Genomic DNA, 17069 nt, shown 5'->3' with positions numbered 1-17069 from the left:
TTTCTCTATGTAATATAGTTTTTATTGGATTTATTCCGGGCACCAAATGCATAACAAAAATGCACAGGCGACGTGATATCATTTTATCATAATCCAAAAAATGATGCTATCACATTCCTGACTAATATTCTCGGGATTTCGTAATCTTTCATTAATCTTTCTTATTATTAACTATACTTCAACTAATATAACTCCAAAAATACGGTTCGTGCACGTTTCATTTATTATACGTTAACTGCGATGGAGTCACCAGGCTTCTCAAGAAGGGAAGAACGCTTTGCAGCCAGTTCAGCCTGAGCCCTGCGCAGCACCTTCCGTTCACGCCAGCGGAATAGAACCAGAAGGCCTCTTACCGCTTCATCCGAAATCATGCAGCAGTATATTCCGATGAGTCCCCATCCCGCAGAGATCCCGAGGACATACGAACCCCCGATCCCAATCAGTGACATGGAGCATAAGGAAATAGACATGGTAAAGCGGGTATCACCGATGGCATTTAAGGAATTACCAAGAGCCATGTTGAGCATTTTGCAGGGCTGAAGGATTAAATTGAGTGCCAGCAATGACACCCCGATGGATATAATGGTCTGATCAGAGGTGAAGAATCCCAGTAAGGTTTTACCAAAAACAAATAATAGCAGTACATTGGAGCTAACGATAGCAAGCCCGATTCCAAGCGTCCGATAAGCACTGTGATAGGCCTCATTCATTCGTCCGGCGCCGAAGAGATGGGCAATCCGGATCTGTCCTGCCATCGCTACGGCATATCCGAGTGTGAAACAGAACGATTCCATCGAGTTCAAATAAGTCCGGGCAGCCAGTTCCTTCGCTCCCAGCATAGCCAGAAACGAGTAAATCGCCAGCTGCGAGAAGACCCATGAGGATGAGTTCAATCCCAAAGGCCAACTGATTCTAAGTATTTCTCGGAACAATTTGCGGTTAAATGTACTGAAGTCTCTCAGTCTGATCCTCTGTTCAAAAGCCCGGTTGAACATAAAGAACAGTACAACTACACCAAACAATCTGCTGACCGCAGTAGATACGGCAATTCCCGCGAGGCCAAGCTCCGGAAGACCGAACATTCCGAATATCAGCACGTAATTCAGCAGAATATGTATCACATTCACAGCCACACCAGTATACATAGGCCCTCTCGTATTTCCTGTATTACGGATAGCGGTACCCAGCGAAGCGGTCATTCCCACCATAAATAATCCGCCGCCGACGAAGGTGATATATACGTGGGAGAGAGCACGCAGCTCCGCCGAAATATTCAGCATGTGCGCAATGGGATCAGCATACAGAAATAATATCATGCTGACTGCCAATCCCAGCAGGCTGCTGGCGGATACGCCCATGATTGCAAGAGAACGGGCATCCTCCATCCGGCGGGAACCTATACGCTGGGCAATCAATATACCCGCACCACCCGCAAAAGTTGTAAAAAGAGTGGTTAAGGCCCCGAATAGCTGATTCGAAATACCAACCACTGCAACGGCGTCATCGGAAATCCGACTGACCATAATCGTATCCACTGTACCCAGCAGTGTTTGCAGAAAGATCTCTATAAAGATCGGCCAAGCCAGCATCCACAATCCGAAATTCCCAGTATGCTGTTTCACTAAACAAACCTCCTATGACGAGATTGAACAATATCAACCTCAAGACAAACCTTGTATTTACTTTCTTGATAAGCATAAATTATAGATGATATACTCTTACAAATGTAACAATAAACAAACGTAAACTTTCATTTTTCAAACTTACACAGGAGCTATCATTCATGAATATTTTGAAGTTCACCGTGCCACCCATGCTTCATTACATTGTAAGCGGCACCGCCAACTGTAGTGCCGGATACCGTCATGCCAGCCGTCATCATATTAAGGTATTTGACCTGCTATATGTTCAGCAAGGCTGTTTATTCATCGGTGAAGAAGATAAGCACTTTGAGGTGAAGGCGGGACAGGCTCTTATTCTCCGGCCCGACTGCCACCATTACGCGACAGAGGGATGCAGAGAACAGACTTTTTATTATTGGCTTCATTTTCACACCGCAGGCTGCTGGAACGTCACGAATGACGATACCACGAAGCTCTATAATGAACCAGGTGTACTGATCGAACCTAACTCCTCTGCTGAATTCGACATTCATCCTTTTGCCCTCTACCTGCCGCAATGGATTACTCTTCTGCAACCAGCCAAAATGGAAGAACTGCTGGGGCAACTGGAACAGCTCAAAGCAATCGGTCATTTGGGCACAACCCAATTCAAACAGCAGATGCTATTTCATGAAATCGTGCAGTTGCTTACCGCATCCATGCATTCAGATCGCTCCGCCTCCCAGTCCATGGTCTGTGCAGAGCAGGCGGCATCTTTCCTGAGGACCCATTACCGCGAGGAGATCACGGCGCAGAGGCTAAAGGACCACCTTAACTTTCATCCGGTCTACATTGCCCGATGCATGAACCGGGCATACGGATGCTCCCCGATGGAATATCTGCTTCGCTACCGGATTGAGCAGAGCAAGCACCTGCTAATGCAGACTAGCTATACGATTGCGCGTGTTGCCGAAGAAGTAGGTTTTAACCAGGCCCCCTATTTCAGTTCCAGCTTTATGAGAATAGAAGGTATTTCCCCCCGACAGTACCGCCAGCGTTTCTCATAAATATTTTGTTAGCCAACTTTTTATCGTTCCGGCCGCTTTTGGAGGCATCAAAAAAGCTGCTCAAGGATCCATCCTGAGCAGCTTGGTCTCTTTTTTAGTATTCCACTGTAATTAACGGAAGCCCGATCGTTACCCGCTTACTGCCGTCATTGCTGTCACGGTGTACAGCCGCCTGCATGGAGATGGCATGATCTCCGCTCTCTACGCTTCTCTTCACCCCTGGTACCGTGTAGGATCGGCTGGAGGTTGTATCATCCTCATAGCGTTCCACAGGGACCACGCTGGAGAAGGCTCCCAACATATCTTGCTCCGTATGTGCTAACACCTCGCGTGGAGTACCTTGAGCATTAGCCTTACCTTGAACTGTCATATTCCATTCAGCAGCAATTCCGTTGCTCCGCATGATTCTTCCGGCTTCCTCCGCATCAGACTGCCATTCTCCAGCCTTTAGCGCATCTGCCGTCTCAAATGTAACAATTACATAGCTGGTCTCTCCATCAAGCTCACTCCAGAACATGGAGATTTTCACCTGGTCATTCCGTTTGGCCTCTGCGCGGTAGGTAACATGTCCGTCCTCTTCAGCCCCACTAACCTTCCCGAGTCCCATCGCAAACGCCAGCTCCTGCGCTGCTTTTGCCGAATGTTCGCTGCCGACTGATATCTCTCCCTGCCATTTCAAGACCATACGCAGTGCAGATCCAGGAACAGTGGCTTGCTTGCCTAGAGCGATAAGCTGCGTAGGAGCGTCCAACGGAAGAGCGTCCAGATGTTCACCTTTTGCTGAAGTATGGGATTGTGACGCTGCCACTGCTTCTTTCGCTGTACCGCTAAGCAGTCCAGCCAGCATGACAGCAGTGACTCCCAAACATAGCATCAGCAGAAACACCTTATTCATTCTCCAGTCAGCCTTCTTCATCAAAAACGCCCCCGTTCTCCTGTCTAGTAATCTAGTAAACAGGATACCCGGGGGCGATAGAATCTATACTTGTCTTTACTCTGCCAATCCGTTTTTATAGGCATAAATTGCCGCCTGTGTCCGGTCTTCCACACCCAGCTTGGCCAGAATATTAGTCACATGGAATTTAACAGTCTTGATACCAATAATGAGGGAGTCTGCAATATCCTGATTGGACTTGCCCTGCGCCAGAAGGCGGAGCACTTCCATCTCCCGCTCCGTAAGCTCTTTATGGGCAGGCGTTTCTCCCATGGCGTCACTTCTGAACCGGTTCATCATCTTAGAGGCTACTTGCGACACCAATACCGACTGGCCTCTGCCTGCGGCGCGGATAGCATCCGCAACTTCACTGGCGCGCGAAGTTTTCAATAGATAACTGAAAGCTCCCGCTTCGATCACGGGATACATTTTAGCATCATCCAGATAACTGGTAAGCACTATCACCTTGCATTCGGGGAACAGCTTCATAATCTCCCGGGTCGTTTCGATTCCGTCCATCCCATCCATCACGAGATCCATGAGCACTACATCCGGTTTATACTCCAGAGCCAGGCGAATACCTTCCTCTCCGCCGCCGGCTTCGCCCACCACTTCGATCCCATCTTCCGTACCAAGTACTGCTGCCAGACCAATCCGCACCATCTCATGATCATCCACTAACAGTACCTTAATTGATGTTTCACTCTCCATGGTTACCCTCCTATTCATTCACTAAAGGAACTGTGATCTCAATCCGAGTTCCTTTACCCGGGGCCGTAATGAATTGTATGGAGCCACCGGTTTCATAAATCCGTTCCTGCATATTCGACAAACCGTAAGATGTCTGTTTGCTTTCGTCCATCTCAAAACCTATGCCGTCATCCCGGAGTGTCATGCGCACTGTTTCACCCCGGCGGTTAATTCTTATTTCCAGCTTCTCCGCCTTCGCATGGCGCAGTGTGTTGGATATGGCTTCCTGCACAATGCGGAAGAGGTGATTCTCCACACCTTTCAGCAGTTGCACATCCGGATCCATTTCAAACACAATCTCAATCGGAACCTTGACCTTTAGCTCCTTGATCAGCTCCTGAAGCCCTTGCTCCAGACCCTTACCTTCCAAATATACCGGCCTCAAATGCAGGAGCAGTGCCCTCATCTCGGACTGGGCTACAGCAGCCATTTCCTCAATTAAGGCAATCTGCCGTTGAGCTTTATCGAAATCCTTCTCCAACGTGCGCCCGACCGCCGTCGCTGTCATGGAGATGGCGAACAACTGCTGGGAGACCGCATCATGCAGCTCACGCGCAAGACGCTGCCGTTCGTCCATGATGGCCGATACCCGCGCCTGCTCCGCAAGCTGCGCATTGTGTGTAGACAGCCTTTGCAGTGTCGTCACCTGATTCTCCCACTTGCCGCTGATCCGTCCAAGCTGTTCTCCAAGCCTGCCGAGTTCATCGTCACCGAGATTTGGCATAGAGAGTGTCAGATTTCCCTTCTCCCATAGAAGAAGCGTCTCCCGCAGCCGCTCCAGCTTCTGCTTAAATCGGAAGCTCTGATAGAAGCCAAAGCCTATTCCAAGGCCCAGCGGCAGCACGATAAGCGTCAATGCTGTCCGCAGGCCGATTTTCCAGTCTTCAAAAGGCTGTAAATAACCGTATGTATACATAATGTACAGGATCGCCAGCAGCATGACAAAGGAGAACAGCGCCCCCTCACGCATGCTGCGCGATACCATATCCTTGTTCTTCCTTTCATCCATTCGGGGGCCCTCCCTTCAAGTTATACTGTCAGTTAAACCGTACATCCAAATCCCCCATCAGATAGGAGACGCTGAATTTCACTTTATTTTCACTGGATTCATAATTAGGAGATTTCCAATTCAACCGGTTCATCATACCCGTATCCCGCTGATTCCCGAATTCGATGGAACCAAATAAGACAAAAGCCTCAATCTCCACACCATAGTCCTCGGACAGATGAATATCCACATCGCCAAAAATCCCCTGGAACAGCAGCACCGTATCTTTGTCCTCGGCTATCGCCAGAGAAAGATCCAGGTCCGCTTCACCGAGCACATGCCAGGCGCTAAGGCTTCGCATGACCCAAGGGGCCTGATCCCAATCGAATCTGGAGGAGAAGTTCTGCTTTTGCGTAAACCCATGCTTATGCTGTAATTTCTTCGATTTCGAGAAAAACATCCCCAGGGATATCAGGCATACCCCGAGCACCAGCACCAGATGATCCAGGAGCAGCAGGACAGCCCCGATCCCCAGCAGGGTATACCCTTGTTTGATTTTACCTGAAGTCGTACGATAAATGCCGAGCAGCAGAAACAGAAGGGCGACAAAGGATAAAAAGCCAATCCATTTGCCAAATATCATCAAGCAGCCGATCCCTATCAGTCCTATGGCAATCAAACGGTTTCGCTTATCCACCCTCGCACCTCCTTAATCTAATCACTGCATTTAAAAGACGCCAACCGCCGGAAAAGCCATACCGGTATGGGGATTCCACACCGTATGGCTTTTTACCTTGCCCTAGCATATCATATTTACTCGAAGTTATGGAACAGGTTATTCCGCTTCTTTTTTATCCAGGGAAGGAGCTGCAGGAGGCGCGTTCAGCTTGCTCTTCAGAGCAGCCAGCTGTTCTTCCACTTTCAATTGCTTCTCAGCATCCACCGGCTTCGTATATGCAGTTGCCGAAGGGCTATAAGGGGCACGCATCACATCTGCTTCCGCTTCAAGCTGCATGATCTTTTCTTCCATCCGGTGGAATCCAAGCGAGGCACTTCCGCTTTCAATGGCATGTACGCTGCTGATTTGGGACATTTGCTTCTTGGCTTTAGCCATTTGTGCACGGGATACGAGTTCATTGCGCTTGTTGCGCAGCTTGTAGAACTCATCCTTCATCTCATGCAGCTGTTGTACCAGTTCCTTGGCTTGAATTTCAGCCTGGCTGTGGAGCTCACTGTATTCTGCATGCTTTTGGTCGAAAAAGATTTTTTCCTCCAGCAGCTTACGGGTAACTTCCTCCTGGCCGTTTTTCAGAGCAAGCTCAGCCTGTGCCGAACGTTGTCCGGACATTTTAGCAGCCTCATCCACACGCTGTTTCATCCGGCGCTCATTAGCCATTTGCTTGGCAACGGTAACTTCGGCTTCGTGAATTTCAGCCTCCATATCGCGCAGATATTGATTCAGCATTACAATTGGGTCCTCTACCTTATCCAACAAGTCATTTACCGATGCTTTAGTCATATCTTTAATTCTTTGGAATACTCCCATGATTTACACTTCTCCCTTCTCGTATTTAGACAGTTTTTGTCTCAGCTCTTCTACTTCTTTTTGTAGCGCCTTTTTCTCAATATCCTTCATCATGGCATCCAGGCCGGAATCCGGAGCCGAATGCGTATGGTTCTTGTCAAAATGGGGATTGTGGCCTGGATGGTGCCCGTAGGGTCCTTGCCCGCCATGTCCCTCTGGTCCATATCCAGGTCTGCCTGTATAGTTGCCGCTATACGGGCCGCCGGGGCCGGGACCAAACGGATTATAATGTGATTCCTTCGGAATGATCAGCGCTGCGATGAAATAAGCCAGGATGGTGCCACCGCCAGTAAATGGAATGCTGACCAGCAGGATAATCCGGAGCAGTGTAGAATCAATGCCAAGTGTGTCTGCCAAACCTCCAGCCAGCCCAGTCATTACCTTGTCACGGGTTGATCGATACAATCGGGTCATTGTGCTACTCCTTTCCGCCATTGTTCAGCTTCTCCTTGAGCCGCGCCATTTCTCTTTCCAGTACTGTGGCTACAGTCTCTCCGGCCTGCAGGGCATATTCCTGACCCATACGGCGCAGATCCCGAAGGCTTTTGGCTTCAAGCTCCCAGTCGCTCATCCGGTCTTCCAGACGTCCGAACATTTTCGGTACATCACCGCTATTGCCGTAAGCCGCAGCTCTTTGGTTCATCCGCTGCTGCAGCCGGAGTGATTCCATACGTGCCGCATAGTACTGGCGCTTGCTGTACACCGTTTGGTATTCCATTTTCAGCTCGTTCAACTGAGCTTCAAGCTCAAACAGCGATTGCTGGCTTTGCTCCAGAAGTCCGCTGTATTGCTCCAGTTTTTCCTCGTGAATGATTTTTTCCTGTAGGGCCAGCTTCGCCAGATGATCTTCACCGGCTTTGAGTGCCAGCAGCGCCTGCTCTTCACGTTTGTTTCTCATGGATGTTGCCTGATTGACCTGCTGCTGCAGCTGCTTCGTGTGGGAAGCGTACTGCTGATACAGCCTTTCAGCCTCACTTATCTCCTCACGGGTGGTGTGGAGAAATTGATCGATCAGCTTCACAGGGTCCTGACTCTGTTCCAGCCGTTCATTCAGATTAGCTACGGTAATATCCCGCATGCGACGAAAAACGCTCATAGTTTCCTGCTCCCTCCTTGCTTTCTGCTAGGTATTTGTACTTCTTAGAGAGTACTGCTTCTTTTACCCTTCAATACGGAGATGCCCCATACGATCAGTGCTACTCCAAGCAGTGGTCCGATCAGCCAGGACAGCTTCGCGATCAACGACATCACACCAATGAACAATACGACCCAACCGATAATTTTGCGTCCGCTCTTAATTCCGTAGTACCCGAGAACAACCAGCAGTACCGGGAACAACAATCTGAAAATCCCGTGAATCAGAGGAAGCGCCAAGCCGAGAAGCATAATTCCGCCAATCACAATCAACAGAACCGCAAGTCCGTTACCTTTTCTATTTTGCATTTTTTCTCACCGCCTTTCGTTGTCCTTAACCTTATGCTCTTATTCTAGGGTAATTCAAAGACTTTCAAAACAGACCGGGGACGGTTTTTGTTACTGGACCTTAGACGGGGCAGCACTAAGACCGCAGACTACCGATGGGCTGGATTGGCGCTTCCCACAGTAAAAAATGGAGTCCGGTGAAGACGCAGACAACCCGCCCCACGTCCTGAAATACAGACGCTTGGAGCGGGTTGGATGGTTGTACTTGTTTATTCATGACTGGTACACACTATTCCAAGGTACGAATCACGTTATCAGTTGATGATCTGTATTAAATGCTGATTCGGAAGGGGGCAGTTTGCAGACGTTCGTTTTTGTCAGAACGCCGGTATCGCAATGTCCGCATAGTTCTCTTCAAGGAACTTTTTGACTTCCGGACCGCTGATCCGTTCAGCCAGCTTTTGAATGGCATCGGAATCCTTGTTATCACTGCGCGCCACCAGTGTAATGGCGAACTCTGAATCCTCAGTTTCGGTGATCAAGGCATCTTTCTTCGGCGTTAGTCCCAGCGGGCTGGCATAAGCCGGAGTCATCGCTACCAGATCGGCATCATCTAGGGTCCGGGCAAGCATCAGCAGATCTATTTCCTCAAACTTGAAATTTTTCGGATTCTCAATAATATCTGCCTGTGTCGCTTTAATGCCAACACCTTCCTTCAGCTTGATTAACCCGGCAGCCTCGAACATCACCAAGGACCGCCCGATGTTGGAAGGGTCATTGGCCATTACAAGCTTTGCACCGTCAGGAAGCTCAGAGATGTTCTTGTAACGCTTGGAGTAACCGCCATAAATAGCGTTATAGACCGGCTGTACCGGTACAAGCTCTGAGCCTTTACTGGCATTAAACTGCTCCATGTACGGAACGTGCTGGAAGAAGTTCGCATCAATCTCCTTGTTAGCCAGCGCCTCATTCGGCTGCACATTATCCGACAGAACTACGATCTCCAGGTCGATGCCATCTTCTTTTAGCAGAGGCTTCACAATGTCCAAAATATCGGTCATCGGCGGAATCAGCGTAGCTACCTTCAGCTTGACCGGTTCAGCGCTTGGCTGCGCCGTAGCTGCTGCGTCTCCTGCAGTGTTCCCACTCTCATTATTAGTAACTGCATTTCCTGCCGAATTATTATTGTTCTCTGCACATCCTGCCACAATCAGAACGAGCACCGTCATCATCAGAACCATTAGCTTTTTCATTAAGTAGTTAACCTCCAGGTATAGTAAGAATAATAGACATAATTGTCGCTTCGATTTTATGTTGAGCCCACACGGTAATGTAATCCTATATTATCCTTCAAATCATGTTGCCTCTTCCACCCGTATCTTCAGCGTTTATCCAGCAGTCTGGATAGGCCACTTCCGGCAAATTGGATGATTTGCACCAGCACCACCATGATCAGAATCGCTGCGAACATCACTTCCGTCTCAAAGCGCTGATAGCCATAACGGATGGCGAAATCGCCCACACCGCCGCCGCCAACCACTCCCATCACCGTAGAAAAAGAGATAAAGCTGATCGTCGAAGTTGTCAGTCCCAGCACAAGTCCCGAACGGGCTTCCACATAGAGGAACTTATATACCAGCTCCAGCCGTGAAGCGCCCATTGACCGTGCCGCTTCAATCGTACCTTTGGGAATATCCAGAAGAGCTTGCTCCACCAGTCGGGCATAATAAGCGACTGCCACAATGGATAGAGGCACCGAAGCGGCCAGTGTACCGATCGCCGTTCCCACTATTAGCCTAGTCAAAGGAATAAGCGCAACGACCAGCAGCAAGAATGGAAAGGAACGGATCGTATTCACGAGGCTATTAAGCAGCAGTGATAATCCTCGATGTTCATACAATTGTCCGCTACGGCTGAAATATAGTACTGTTCCAAGAGGTAATCCCAGCAGGACTGCCGATGCTACTGATATTCCGACCATAACAAAGGTCTCCCCAATAGATTCCCACATCTGAGGAGCGTACGGCGCAATAACATCAAACACGCGCTTTCCCCTCCCTTCCCAGAATTTGTTCCCGGTATGAGACCTGGCTTTCTGCCGCGTCTAGGAATTCTCCTTCCTCTCGGGAGAAGGTATCAATAATTCTACCCGCTTCCATTACCGCTACATGGCTACAGATCCTGCGGACCACATCCATTTCATGTGTAACAATAACAACTGTTACCCCAAAGCTTTCATTCACATGCTTCAGCACATTCAGTATTTCAGCCGTTGTCACAGGATCAAGTGAAGAAGTTGGCTCATCACACAGCAAAAGCCCTGGATTGTTGGCTAAAGCGCGTGCAATCGCGACCCGCTGCTGCTGTCCCCCACTGAGCTGTGACGGATAATGACCTGCTTTGTCTTCAAGACCCACAAATGCCAGGCATTCTTTCACCCGCTGATCCCGCCTGTTACCGGCTACTCCAGAAAGCTCAAGGGGTATAGCTACGTTTCGGGCAACGGTAGCATTACGGATCAGATTGAATTGCTGAAAAATCATCCCTATCCGGTGACGCTCCTGGCGCAGCTTCCTCTCAGGCATCTCCGTTAAATCCTTTCCACCCAACATCACCGTTCCTTGATCTGGCCTTTCCAGCAGATTCATCAGGCGCAAGAGCGTCGATTTGCCTGCTCCACTAGGTCCGATAATGCCGTAAACTGAACCAACCGGAATTTCAAGTGAAACGTCATTCACAGCAAGCTGCAATTCATTCTTCATCTCAAAGCTTTTGCTTACCTGATGTAACCGTAGGATAGCGAACTCTCCTTTCAAGCCGTCAGCCTGTGAAAATATTCAACTTATCATCCGTGTATTACTATTATTAAAATCTGTGTTAATTAAATTATTCTTAAATAATAAGATATTATCCGATCTGTGTCACTATTTTTATTTCAATGCTACACTACGGATAAACATGATACGAAAGTGACACACTGAAGTTAACGCATACAGCCAGACATCCTTTCTGCTTTCTGCTTTCTGCTTTCTGCTTTCTGCTTTCTGCTTTCTGCTTTCTGCTTCCTGCTTTCTGCTTCCTGCTTTCTACAAATATTTTAGGCAATCTAAAAAAGCAGTGCCCTTTTGGGCACTGCCTCCAATTTCACCTTCAAACTGAGCTACTCCTCCAGTGAGGCGAAATAAGCAATCTTATGATCGATCTTCTGAGCAAAAGCTTTGAAATCCTCAATCTTCCTATCGATCTCCTGCTTATGCTTCATAAGCAGCTCTCGTCTTTCCGGAAGTGAAGATTTCCCGTCCTTAGATAGTGTAACAAATTGCTTAATGTCGGCAATCGGCATCCCCGTGTCCTTTAGGCAGCAGATCAGCGATATCAAGTCCAGGTCCTCCTCTTGAAAGCAGCGGTTCCCACGCGCATTGCGTTCTACAAAAGGCAATACGCCTTCTCTCTCATAATACCGAAGCGTATACGCGCTTAACCCGCTCCGATCTGAAATGTCCTTGATGCTGTAACCCATAACCTTTCTCCTATCCGCCGTTCACGCTCGGCCAAGCAGTTATATATATTAATTTATACAGTAAATCAGATACCAAAGCGAGTCCCGCGTCCAGCACTTAGCGCCCCCCCTTCTTTAACATGTTATACTTTTTGCGATAGCGCTTTAGAAAAGTGTTGACTTACAGTAAACTCTAAGGTCTACAATTTGAGTTGTAACTTACACAGAGGAGTGAATTTAACGTGGTAAAACGTATAAATGTAGCAAATGGTGTTTTAGAGGTTTCACAGATTTCGCTGGGCTGCATGCGGCTGGCAGAACTGCCCTTCAAAGAAGCTGAAGCCCATGTGTACAATTCACTGGAAGCAGGCATCGACTTTTTTGACCATGCAGATATTTATGCAGCCGGGAAAGCCGAAGAGGTGTTCGGGGATATTCTGACAAGCAATCCGGGCATGCGGGACAAGCTTCTGATCCAAACGAAATGCGGGATCCGCAAAGGTTTTTTTGATTTCTCGAAGGAACATATCTTAACTTCCGTGGAGAACAGCCTGAAGCGTCTAAAGACGGATTACATTGATGTGCTTCTGCTGCATCGTCCGGATACCCTTGTAGAGCCCGAGGAAGTGGCCGAAGCTTTCGATATTCTGGAGCAAAAGGGCTTGGTGCGGCACTTCGGCGTCAGCAATCAAAATCCGCTGCAAATCGAACTGCTGAAGAAAAACGTCAAACAAAAGCTGTTGTTCAACCAACTACAACTGAGCATAGCCTGCACAGGTATGATTGATGCAGGTTTTAATGTCAATATGACCAATGCAGCTTCGATCGTCCATGACGGAGGCATTCTGGAATACAGCCGCCTGCATGATATGACTATACAACCGTGGTCTCCGTTCCAGTACGGCTTCTTCGAAGGTGTCTTCCTGGGCAGTGAGAAATTCCCTGAGCTGAATGCTGTTATCGGACGTCTGGCTGCGGAAAAAGAAGTCGCCGATACAGCCATCGCTATCGCTTGGCTACTGCGTCACCCTGCTAACATGCAGCCGGTTGTCGGTACTACCAACACACAACGTCTGCTCGATATCGCCAAAGCGTCTGAAATCACGCTGACACGCCAGGAGTGGTACGAAATCTATCTGGCTGCCGGAAACGTGCTGCCTTAAAGTTCCGGTCCCCAACCGAACATGAATTTAGATAAATCTCATTAGAAAAACAATAAACGTCCGGTCAAGGAACCCTACCCTGGCCGGACGTTTTATTGTGTTGAACCTTTTGCCTCCTGGAAACAAGGACAAGCCCTTTACATAGTCCTCGGCCTAATACATGCTTTTGATCACACACACCGCTTGAAGAAACCTTACGTGCCGAAAAGATGTCTTCCCCGACCACTCGAGATTTCTTCCATTTCAGCACTCGCGGGAAAGTAACTTCCCCCTGTTCAGCGGGCCTGACGGGCATACACCAACCTTTCTGTACAAGGCCCCGCGGATCAACCAGCTGATCAAGGAACGGAATGAATTCTTTTGTGCGTCTTCATTGGTTTTTCGCATTGAAAGAAACTTTAATTTCATTGCTAACCATGTTGTTTCCTATTCCCAGTAAAATGGTCCCTGACCCTTCAAACGAGCCAATGCCTCAACATAGAAGAAGTCCCCGTAAATCAGCGGCACATCGATATTTTGGCCACCCGGGTAGTTGCTTGTTCCATGCAGCAATAAGCCTTCTTCATCCGGCTGATCCCATGTACCATAGTTCCTGTACAACGACTGCATAATCCGTTCGGCACCCTGACGGTACTCCGCTGCCTCCGCTTCACCAACAAGTGTAGACAGCAACAGCATACCGCTTGCAGCACAGGAGGCTGCGGACGAATCCCGAAGGTCCCCGATTTCTGCGGGAGCCCGGAAGTCCCACTGCGGCACACAATCCACCGGAAGATTAGTCAGGAAGAAATGAGACACTTTTTGCGAAGCGTGTAGGTACTCTTGCTTCCCGGTATGATGGTACGCCAGCGCCAGCCCATAGATCGCCCACGCAGCTCCGCGTGACCACGCCGATTCCGGCGCATAACCCTGGCCTCCCCAAAACTCAACCACCTCTCCGGTATGAGGATCAAAATTAACAATATGATAAACTGAGCCATCCGGACGTACAAAATGCTTAATCACCGTATCCATATGTGCCTCTGCCACATGACGGTAACGCGGATCTCCCGTCTCGGCAGACGCCCAGAATAGTAGACTCATGTTCATGCAGCAATCGATAATAGCCACACCGCTGTTATCATCTACCTCGCTCCAAGGGTTCCAGGCCCGTATGTATCGCCCCTTCAAATTGAACCGGGCCATCAGATAATTTGCAGCTTTAAGCGCTCTTGTCCGTGACTCTGCATTACCGGTCAGCTTATAGGAGGCTACACTGGTCAGTAACCACATAAATCCCAGATCGTGGTCTAGTCTCTCGTACCCATCTAGGACTGCATCCAGTTTCTCCTCGCATGCCTCTGCCAGATTGCGCAGGTCTATTTCACCGCTCCCGGCATACAGCTGCCAAAGCATACCTGGCCAGAAGCCAGCTGTCCACCAGTAAGGCGCCTCCAGAACATACCGCCCTCGCTGACTGGCATGTGGGAACTCCGCTCCTATGCGCTTACTGCTGTGAAGTGTTTTTTCCAGCGCCTTGCTCCAAGCCTCTTCTACCCAAATGTCGTTTGCCACTCCTGTGTTCATTGCACTATTTTCCCCTCTCATACTTTCAAAAGCTTACTCCTGCCTCAATCCCAAGTTCTCGTACAGCTCATCTGCTATCTTTTAAGGTCAGCCAATCAAACGTATACCATAAGACATCTTGATCAAAATGATTGTGATACCCCAATTCGATACTTCCTGCAACGTAAGCTAAGGGTCAGTTTATGTTCCCGCTTCAAGAACTACGGCTTGAACATTATGATTCCTTCTTCAGCCCACCTTCGTTTTGGCTTAGAGACGAGTTACCTGCAAAATTAAGGTAATGATTTTATCTATATTATAGAAAATAATACGCTTTCATAACATGTAATATCCTAATCTAAATATGCACTTTACTAGTATTGTCTCGAATAAGTATATTTTTAATAACCCTCTGTTCTCTTCTTCAAATAATAAACCGGCAGATGAACGCAAAAAAAGACCTGTGAATTTGACTTCACAGGTCTTTCTCTATACCGGCGAGAGGACTCGAACCTCCACGGTTTCCCACTCGATTTTGAGTCGAGCGCGTCTGCCATTCCGCCACGCCGGCACATGCAATATTATAAATGGAGGCGCCACCCAGATTTGAACTGGGGATAAAGCTTTTGCAGAGCTTTGCCTTACCACTTGGCTATGGCGCCATAAAAATGGAGCGGACGACGGGAATCGAACCCGCGACCCTCGCCTTGGCAAGGCGATGCTCTACCGCTGAGCCACGTCCGCAATATGGCTGGGGATATAGGATTTGAACCTATGCATGACGGAGTCAAAGTCCGTTGCCTTACCGCTTGGCTAATCCCCAACAATATACATATTAATAGTTAAATGGGGCGGCCGATGGGTCTCGAACCCACGAATGCCGGAACCACAATCCGGTGCGTTAACCCCTTCGCCACGGCCGCCATATAAACTTTATGAAACTTTCCAATAAAAACTTTTAAAAGAAATGGGGCGGCCGATGGGTCTCGAACCCACGAATGCCGGAACCACAATCCGGTGCGTTAACCCCTTCGCCACGGCCGCCATATAAACTTTATGAAACTTTCCAATAAAAACTTTTAAAAGAAATGGGGCGGCCGATGGGTCTCGAACCCACGAATGCCGGAACCACAATCCGGTGCGTTAACCCCTTCGCCACGGCCGCCATATAAACTTTATGAAACTTTCCAATAAAAACTTTTAAAAGAAATGGGGCGGCCGATGGGTCTCGAACCCACGAATGCCGGAACCACAATCCGGTGCGTTAACCCCTTCGCCACGGCCGCCATATTCAACTTAAAAGATATTCATTGGCAGGGGCAGCAGGAATTGAACCCACACCAAAGGTTTTGGAGACCTTTGTTCTACCTTTAAACTATGCCCCTAAAAATGGTGGAGGATGATGGATTCGAACCACCGAACACTTACGTGAGCAGATTTACAGTCTGATGCGTTTGGCCACTTCGCTAATCCTCCAAGGATGGTGCCGGCGAGAGGACTTGAACCCCCAACCTACTGATTACAAGTCAGTTGCTCTACCAATTGAGCTACACCGGCATATGAAATTGTGATATCTATGGTGGCTCGGGACGGAATCGAACCGCCGACACGAGGATTTTCAGTCCTCTGCTCTACCGACTGAGCTACCGAGCCATACAAATGGCGGAACCGACGGGATTCGAACCCGCGATCTCCTGCGTGACAGGCAGGCATGTTAGGCCAACTACACCACGGTTCCAAATTGGTTGCGGGGGCAGGATTTGAACCTGCGGCCTTCGGGTTATGAGCCCGACGAGCTACCGGGCTGCTCCACCCCGCGTCAGGAAAATACATCTATAAACTTATATGGTGGAGGCTGAGGGGTTCGAACCCCCGACCCTCTGCTTGTAAGGCAGATGCTCTCCCAGCTGAGCTAAGCCTCCATAAACCAACAAATGTTATTGTACCAAATTTCACACGATAAAATCAAGTAAAAAATGGTGACCCGTAGGGGATTCGAACCCCTGTTACCTCCGTGAAAGGGAGGTGTCTTAACCCCTTGACCAACGGGCCATACTATAAAATTCTTATTGCCTACAAAAGTAANACGATAAAATCAAGTAAAAAATGGTGACCCGTAGGGGATTCGAACCCCTGTTACCTCCGTGAAAGGGAGGTGTCTTAACCCCTTGACCAACGGGCCATACTATAAAATTCTTATTGCCTACAAAAGTAAAGCAACGGAGAGAGAGGGATTCGAACCCTCGAGACGCTTGTGACGCCTACACGATTTCCAATCGTGCTCCTTCGGCCAAACTCGGACACCTCTCCATATGGCTCCCCGAACAGGACTCGAACCTGTGACAACTCGATTAACAGTCGAGTGCTCTACCAACTGAGCTATCAGGGAATATATGCATTTGTTAAACAAATGCGATTCAGGCTTAATCACCTGAAAACTGGATCCGAAACGATCTTTGCGATTTATGTGTAGGATAAGCCCTCGACCGATTAGTATTGGTCAGCTCCATGCATT

At 48.6% G+C, this 17069-nt stretch carries 16 protein-coding genes and 19 tRNA genes; 2 read left to right on the top strand and 33 right to left on the bottom strand.

The window, feature by feature from the left end; genetic code table 11:
- Positions 1 to 224 precede the first annotated feature (224 nt).
- Entirely contained in the window at positions 225 to 1589 is a 1365-nt protein-coding gene (locus ACAN55_RS23205; protein WP_379138685.1) for an MATE family efflux transporter, read from the bottom strand.
- A gap of 194 nt (positions 1590 to 1783) precedes the next feature.
- On the opposite strand from ACAN55_RS23205, the gene ACAN55_RS23200 reads away from it, so the two are divergent.
- On the top strand, positions 1784 to 2668 hold the full coding sequence (locus ACAN55_RS23200) for a helix-turn-helix transcriptional regulator (protein WP_379138646.1): 885 nt from the start codon (positions 1784 to 1786) through the stop codon (positions 2666 to 2668).
- Between the two features lie 94 nt (positions 2669 to 2762).
- Here the strand turns inward: ACAN55_RS23200 and ACAN55_RS23195 are convergent, their stop codons facing one another.
- From ACAN55_RS23195 to ACAN55_RS23140, 12 genes are all read right to left on the bottom strand, one after another.
- Complete coding sequence (locus ACAN55_RS23195; protein ID WP_379138643.1) at positions 2763 to 3563, bottom strand: YwmB family TATA-box binding protein; 801 nt, start codon at positions 3561 to 3563, stop codon at positions 2763 to 2765.
- Between the two features lie 96 nt (positions 3564 to 3659).
- On the bottom strand, positions 3660 to 4313 hold the full coding sequence (locus ACAN55_RS23190; protein ID WP_379138640.1) for a response regulator: 654 nt from the start codon (positions 4311 to 4313) through the stop codon (positions 3660 to 3662).
- 10 nt (positions 4314 to 4323) lie between these two features.
- The gene (locus ACAN55_RS23185) at positions 4324 to 5361 is read right to left on the bottom strand and encodes a sensor histidine kinase (protein WP_379138638.1); all 1038 of its coding nucleotides are present in this window, start codon (positions 5359 to 5361) and stop codon (positions 4324 to 4326) included.
- 28 nt (positions 5362 to 5389) lie between these two features.
- Positions 5390 to 6037 (bottom strand): cell wall-active antibiotics response protein LiaF, encoded by a 648-nt coding sequence (liaF, locus tag ACAN55_RS23180; RefSeq protein WP_379138635.1) that lies wholly within the window; start codon positions 6035 to 6037, stop codon positions 5390 to 5392.
- Positions 6038 to 6175: 138 nt separating this feature from the next.
- Complete coding sequence (locus tag ACAN55_RS23175; protein ID WP_379138632.1) at positions 6176 to 6886, bottom strand: PspA/IM30 family protein; 711 nt, start codon at positions 6884 to 6886, stop codon at positions 6176 to 6178.
- 3 nt (positions 6887 to 6889) lie between these two features.
- On the bottom strand, positions 6890 to 7339 hold the full coding sequence (locus tag ACAN55_RS23170; RefSeq protein ID WP_379138629.1) for a PspC domain-containing protein: 450 nt from the start codon (positions 7337 to 7339) through the stop codon (positions 6890 to 6892).
- A 4-nt stretch (positions 7340 to 7343) separates the two neighbouring features.
- Positions 7344 to 8021: a PspA/IM30 family protein gene (locus ACAN55_RS23165; protein WP_379138626.1), complete on the bottom strand. Its 678-nt coding sequence runs from the start codon at positions 8019 to 8021 to the stop codon at positions 7344 to 7346.
- A gap of 44 nt (positions 8022 to 8065) precedes the next feature.
- Positions 8066 to 8368 (bottom strand): hypothetical protein, encoded by a 303-nt coding sequence (locus tag ACAN55_RS23160; RefSeq protein WP_379138623.1) that lies wholly within the window; start codon positions 8366 to 8368, stop codon positions 8066 to 8068.
- Between the two features lie 356 nt (positions 8369 to 8724).
- A complete protein-coding gene (locus tag ACAN55_RS23155) occupies positions 8725 to 9600 on the bottom strand; it encodes a MetQ/NlpA family ABC transporter substrate-binding protein (RefSeq protein WP_379138620.1) in 876 nt (291 codons plus the stop codon).
- Between the two features lie 128 nt (positions 9601 to 9728).
- Positions 9729 to 10358: a methionine ABC transporter permease gene (locus ACAN55_RS23150; protein ID WP_379138682.1), complete on the bottom strand. Its 630-nt coding sequence runs from the start codon at positions 10356 to 10358 to the stop codon at positions 9729 to 9731.
- A 25-nt stretch (positions 10359 to 10383) separates the two neighbouring features.
- Positions 10384 to 11145, bottom strand: coding sequence for a methionine ABC transporter ATP-binding protein (locus ACAN55_RS23145; RefSeq protein WP_379138679.1), 762 nt, complete (start codon positions 11143 to 11145; stop codon positions 10384 to 10386).
- Positions 11146 to 11507: 362 nt separating this feature from the next.
- Positions 11508 to 11867 carry a MerR family transcriptional regulator gene (locus tag ACAN55_RS23140; RefSeq protein WP_379138618.1) on the bottom strand — a complete coding sequence of 120 codons (360 nt, stop codon included), beginning with the start codon at positions 11865 to 11867 and terminating at the stop codon, positions 11508 to 11510.
- A gap of 221 nt (positions 11868 to 12088) precedes the next feature.
- Here ACAN55_RS23140 and ACAN55_RS23135 point away from each other — a divergent pair, with 221 nt between their 5' ends.
- The gene (locus ACAN55_RS23135; RefSeq protein ID WP_379138615.1) at positions 12089 to 13009 is read left to right on the top strand and encodes an aldo/keto reductase; all 921 of its coding nucleotides are present in this window, start codon (positions 12089 to 12091) and stop codon (positions 13007 to 13009) included.
- 426 nt (positions 13010 to 13435) lie between these two features.
- Here the strand turns inward: ACAN55_RS23135 and ACAN55_RS23130 are convergent, their stop codons facing one another.
- The 20 genes from ACAN55_RS23130 to ACAN55_RS23035 all read right to left on the bottom strand — a co-directional run bounded on the left by ACAN55_RS23130 (position 13436) and on the right by ACAN55_RS23035 (position 16943).
- Positions 13436 to 14575 carry a glycoside hydrolase family 88 protein gene (locus ACAN55_RS23130; RefSeq protein WP_379138612.1) on the bottom strand — a complete coding sequence of 380 codons (1140 nt, stop codon included), beginning with the start codon at positions 14573 to 14575 and terminating at the stop codon, positions 13436 to 13438.
- Between the two features lie 471 nt (positions 14576 to 15046).
- Positions 15047 to 15125: transfer RNA gene (locus ACAN55_RS23125), tRNA-Leu, on the bottom strand.
- A 17-nt stretch (positions 15126 to 15142) separates the two neighbouring features.
- Positions 15143 to 15216, bottom strand: a tRNA-Cys gene (locus tag ACAN55_RS23120).
- Between the two features lie 7 nt (positions 15217 to 15223).
- Positions 15224 to 15298 (bottom strand) — tRNA-Gly (locus ACAN55_RS23115).
- A gap of 4 nt (positions 15299 to 15302) precedes the next feature.
- Positions 15303 to 15377, bottom strand: a tRNA-Gln gene (locus tag ACAN55_RS23110).
- A gap of 24 nt (positions 15378 to 15401) precedes the next feature.
- Positions 15402 to 15477, bottom strand: a tRNA-His gene (locus tag ACAN55_RS23105).
- A gap of 45 nt (positions 15478 to 15522) precedes the next feature.
- Positions 15523 to 15598, bottom strand: a tRNA-His gene (locus tag ACAN55_RS23100).
- 45 nt (positions 15599 to 15643) lie between these two features.
- Positions 15644 to 15719, bottom strand: a tRNA-His gene (locus ACAN55_RS23095).
- Positions 15720 to 15764: 45 nt separating this feature from the next.
- Positions 15765 to 15840, bottom strand: a tRNA-His gene (locus tag ACAN55_RS23090).
- Between the two features lie 25 nt (positions 15841 to 15865).
- Positions 15866 to 15939 (bottom strand) — tRNA-Trp (locus tag ACAN55_RS23085).
- A gap of 5 nt (positions 15940 to 15944) precedes the next feature.
- Positions 15945 to 16030: transfer RNA gene (locus ACAN55_RS23080), tRNA-Tyr, on the bottom strand.
- A 5-nt stretch (positions 16031 to 16035) separates the two neighbouring features.
- Positions 16036 to 16111: transfer RNA gene (locus tag ACAN55_RS23075), tRNA-Thr, on the bottom strand.
- A 20-nt stretch (positions 16112 to 16131) separates the two neighbouring features.
- Positions 16132 to 16207, bottom strand: a tRNA-Phe gene (locus tag ACAN55_RS23070).
- A gap of 7 nt (positions 16208 to 16214) precedes the next feature.
- Positions 16215 to 16292 (bottom strand) — tRNA-Asp (locus ACAN55_RS23065).
- 4 nt (positions 16293 to 16296) lie between these two features.
- A tRNA-Met gene (locus tag ACAN55_RS23060) sits at positions 16297 to 16373 on the bottom strand.
- Between the two features lie 27 nt (positions 16374 to 16400).
- Positions 16401 to 16476: transfer RNA gene (locus ACAN55_RS23055), tRNA-Val, on the bottom strand.
- Positions 16477 to 16531: 55 nt separating this feature from the next.
- Positions 16532 to 16606 (bottom strand) — tRNA-Glu (locus ACAN55_RS23050).
- Between the two features lie 55 nt (positions 16607 to 16661).
- Positions 16662 to 16736 (bottom strand) — tRNA-Glu (locus ACAN55_RS23045).
- A 38-nt stretch (positions 16737 to 16774) separates the two neighbouring features.
- Positions 16775 to 16864: transfer RNA gene (locus ACAN55_RS23040), tRNA-Ser, on the bottom strand.
- Positions 16865 to 16867: 3 nt separating this feature from the next.
- Positions 16868 to 16943: transfer RNA gene (locus ACAN55_RS23035), tRNA-Asn, on the bottom strand.
- Positions 16944 to 17069: the final 126 nt, after the last annotated feature.

It is taken from the genome of Paenibacillus oryziterrae (assembly GCF_042610485.1).
Lineage (GTDB): Bacteria > Bacillota > Bacilli > Paenibacillales > Paenibacillaceae > Paenibacillus_AQ.
The sequence above is the reverse complement of the archived record's forward strand: the minus strand, read 5'-3'. Positions and strand labels throughout refer to the sequence as shown.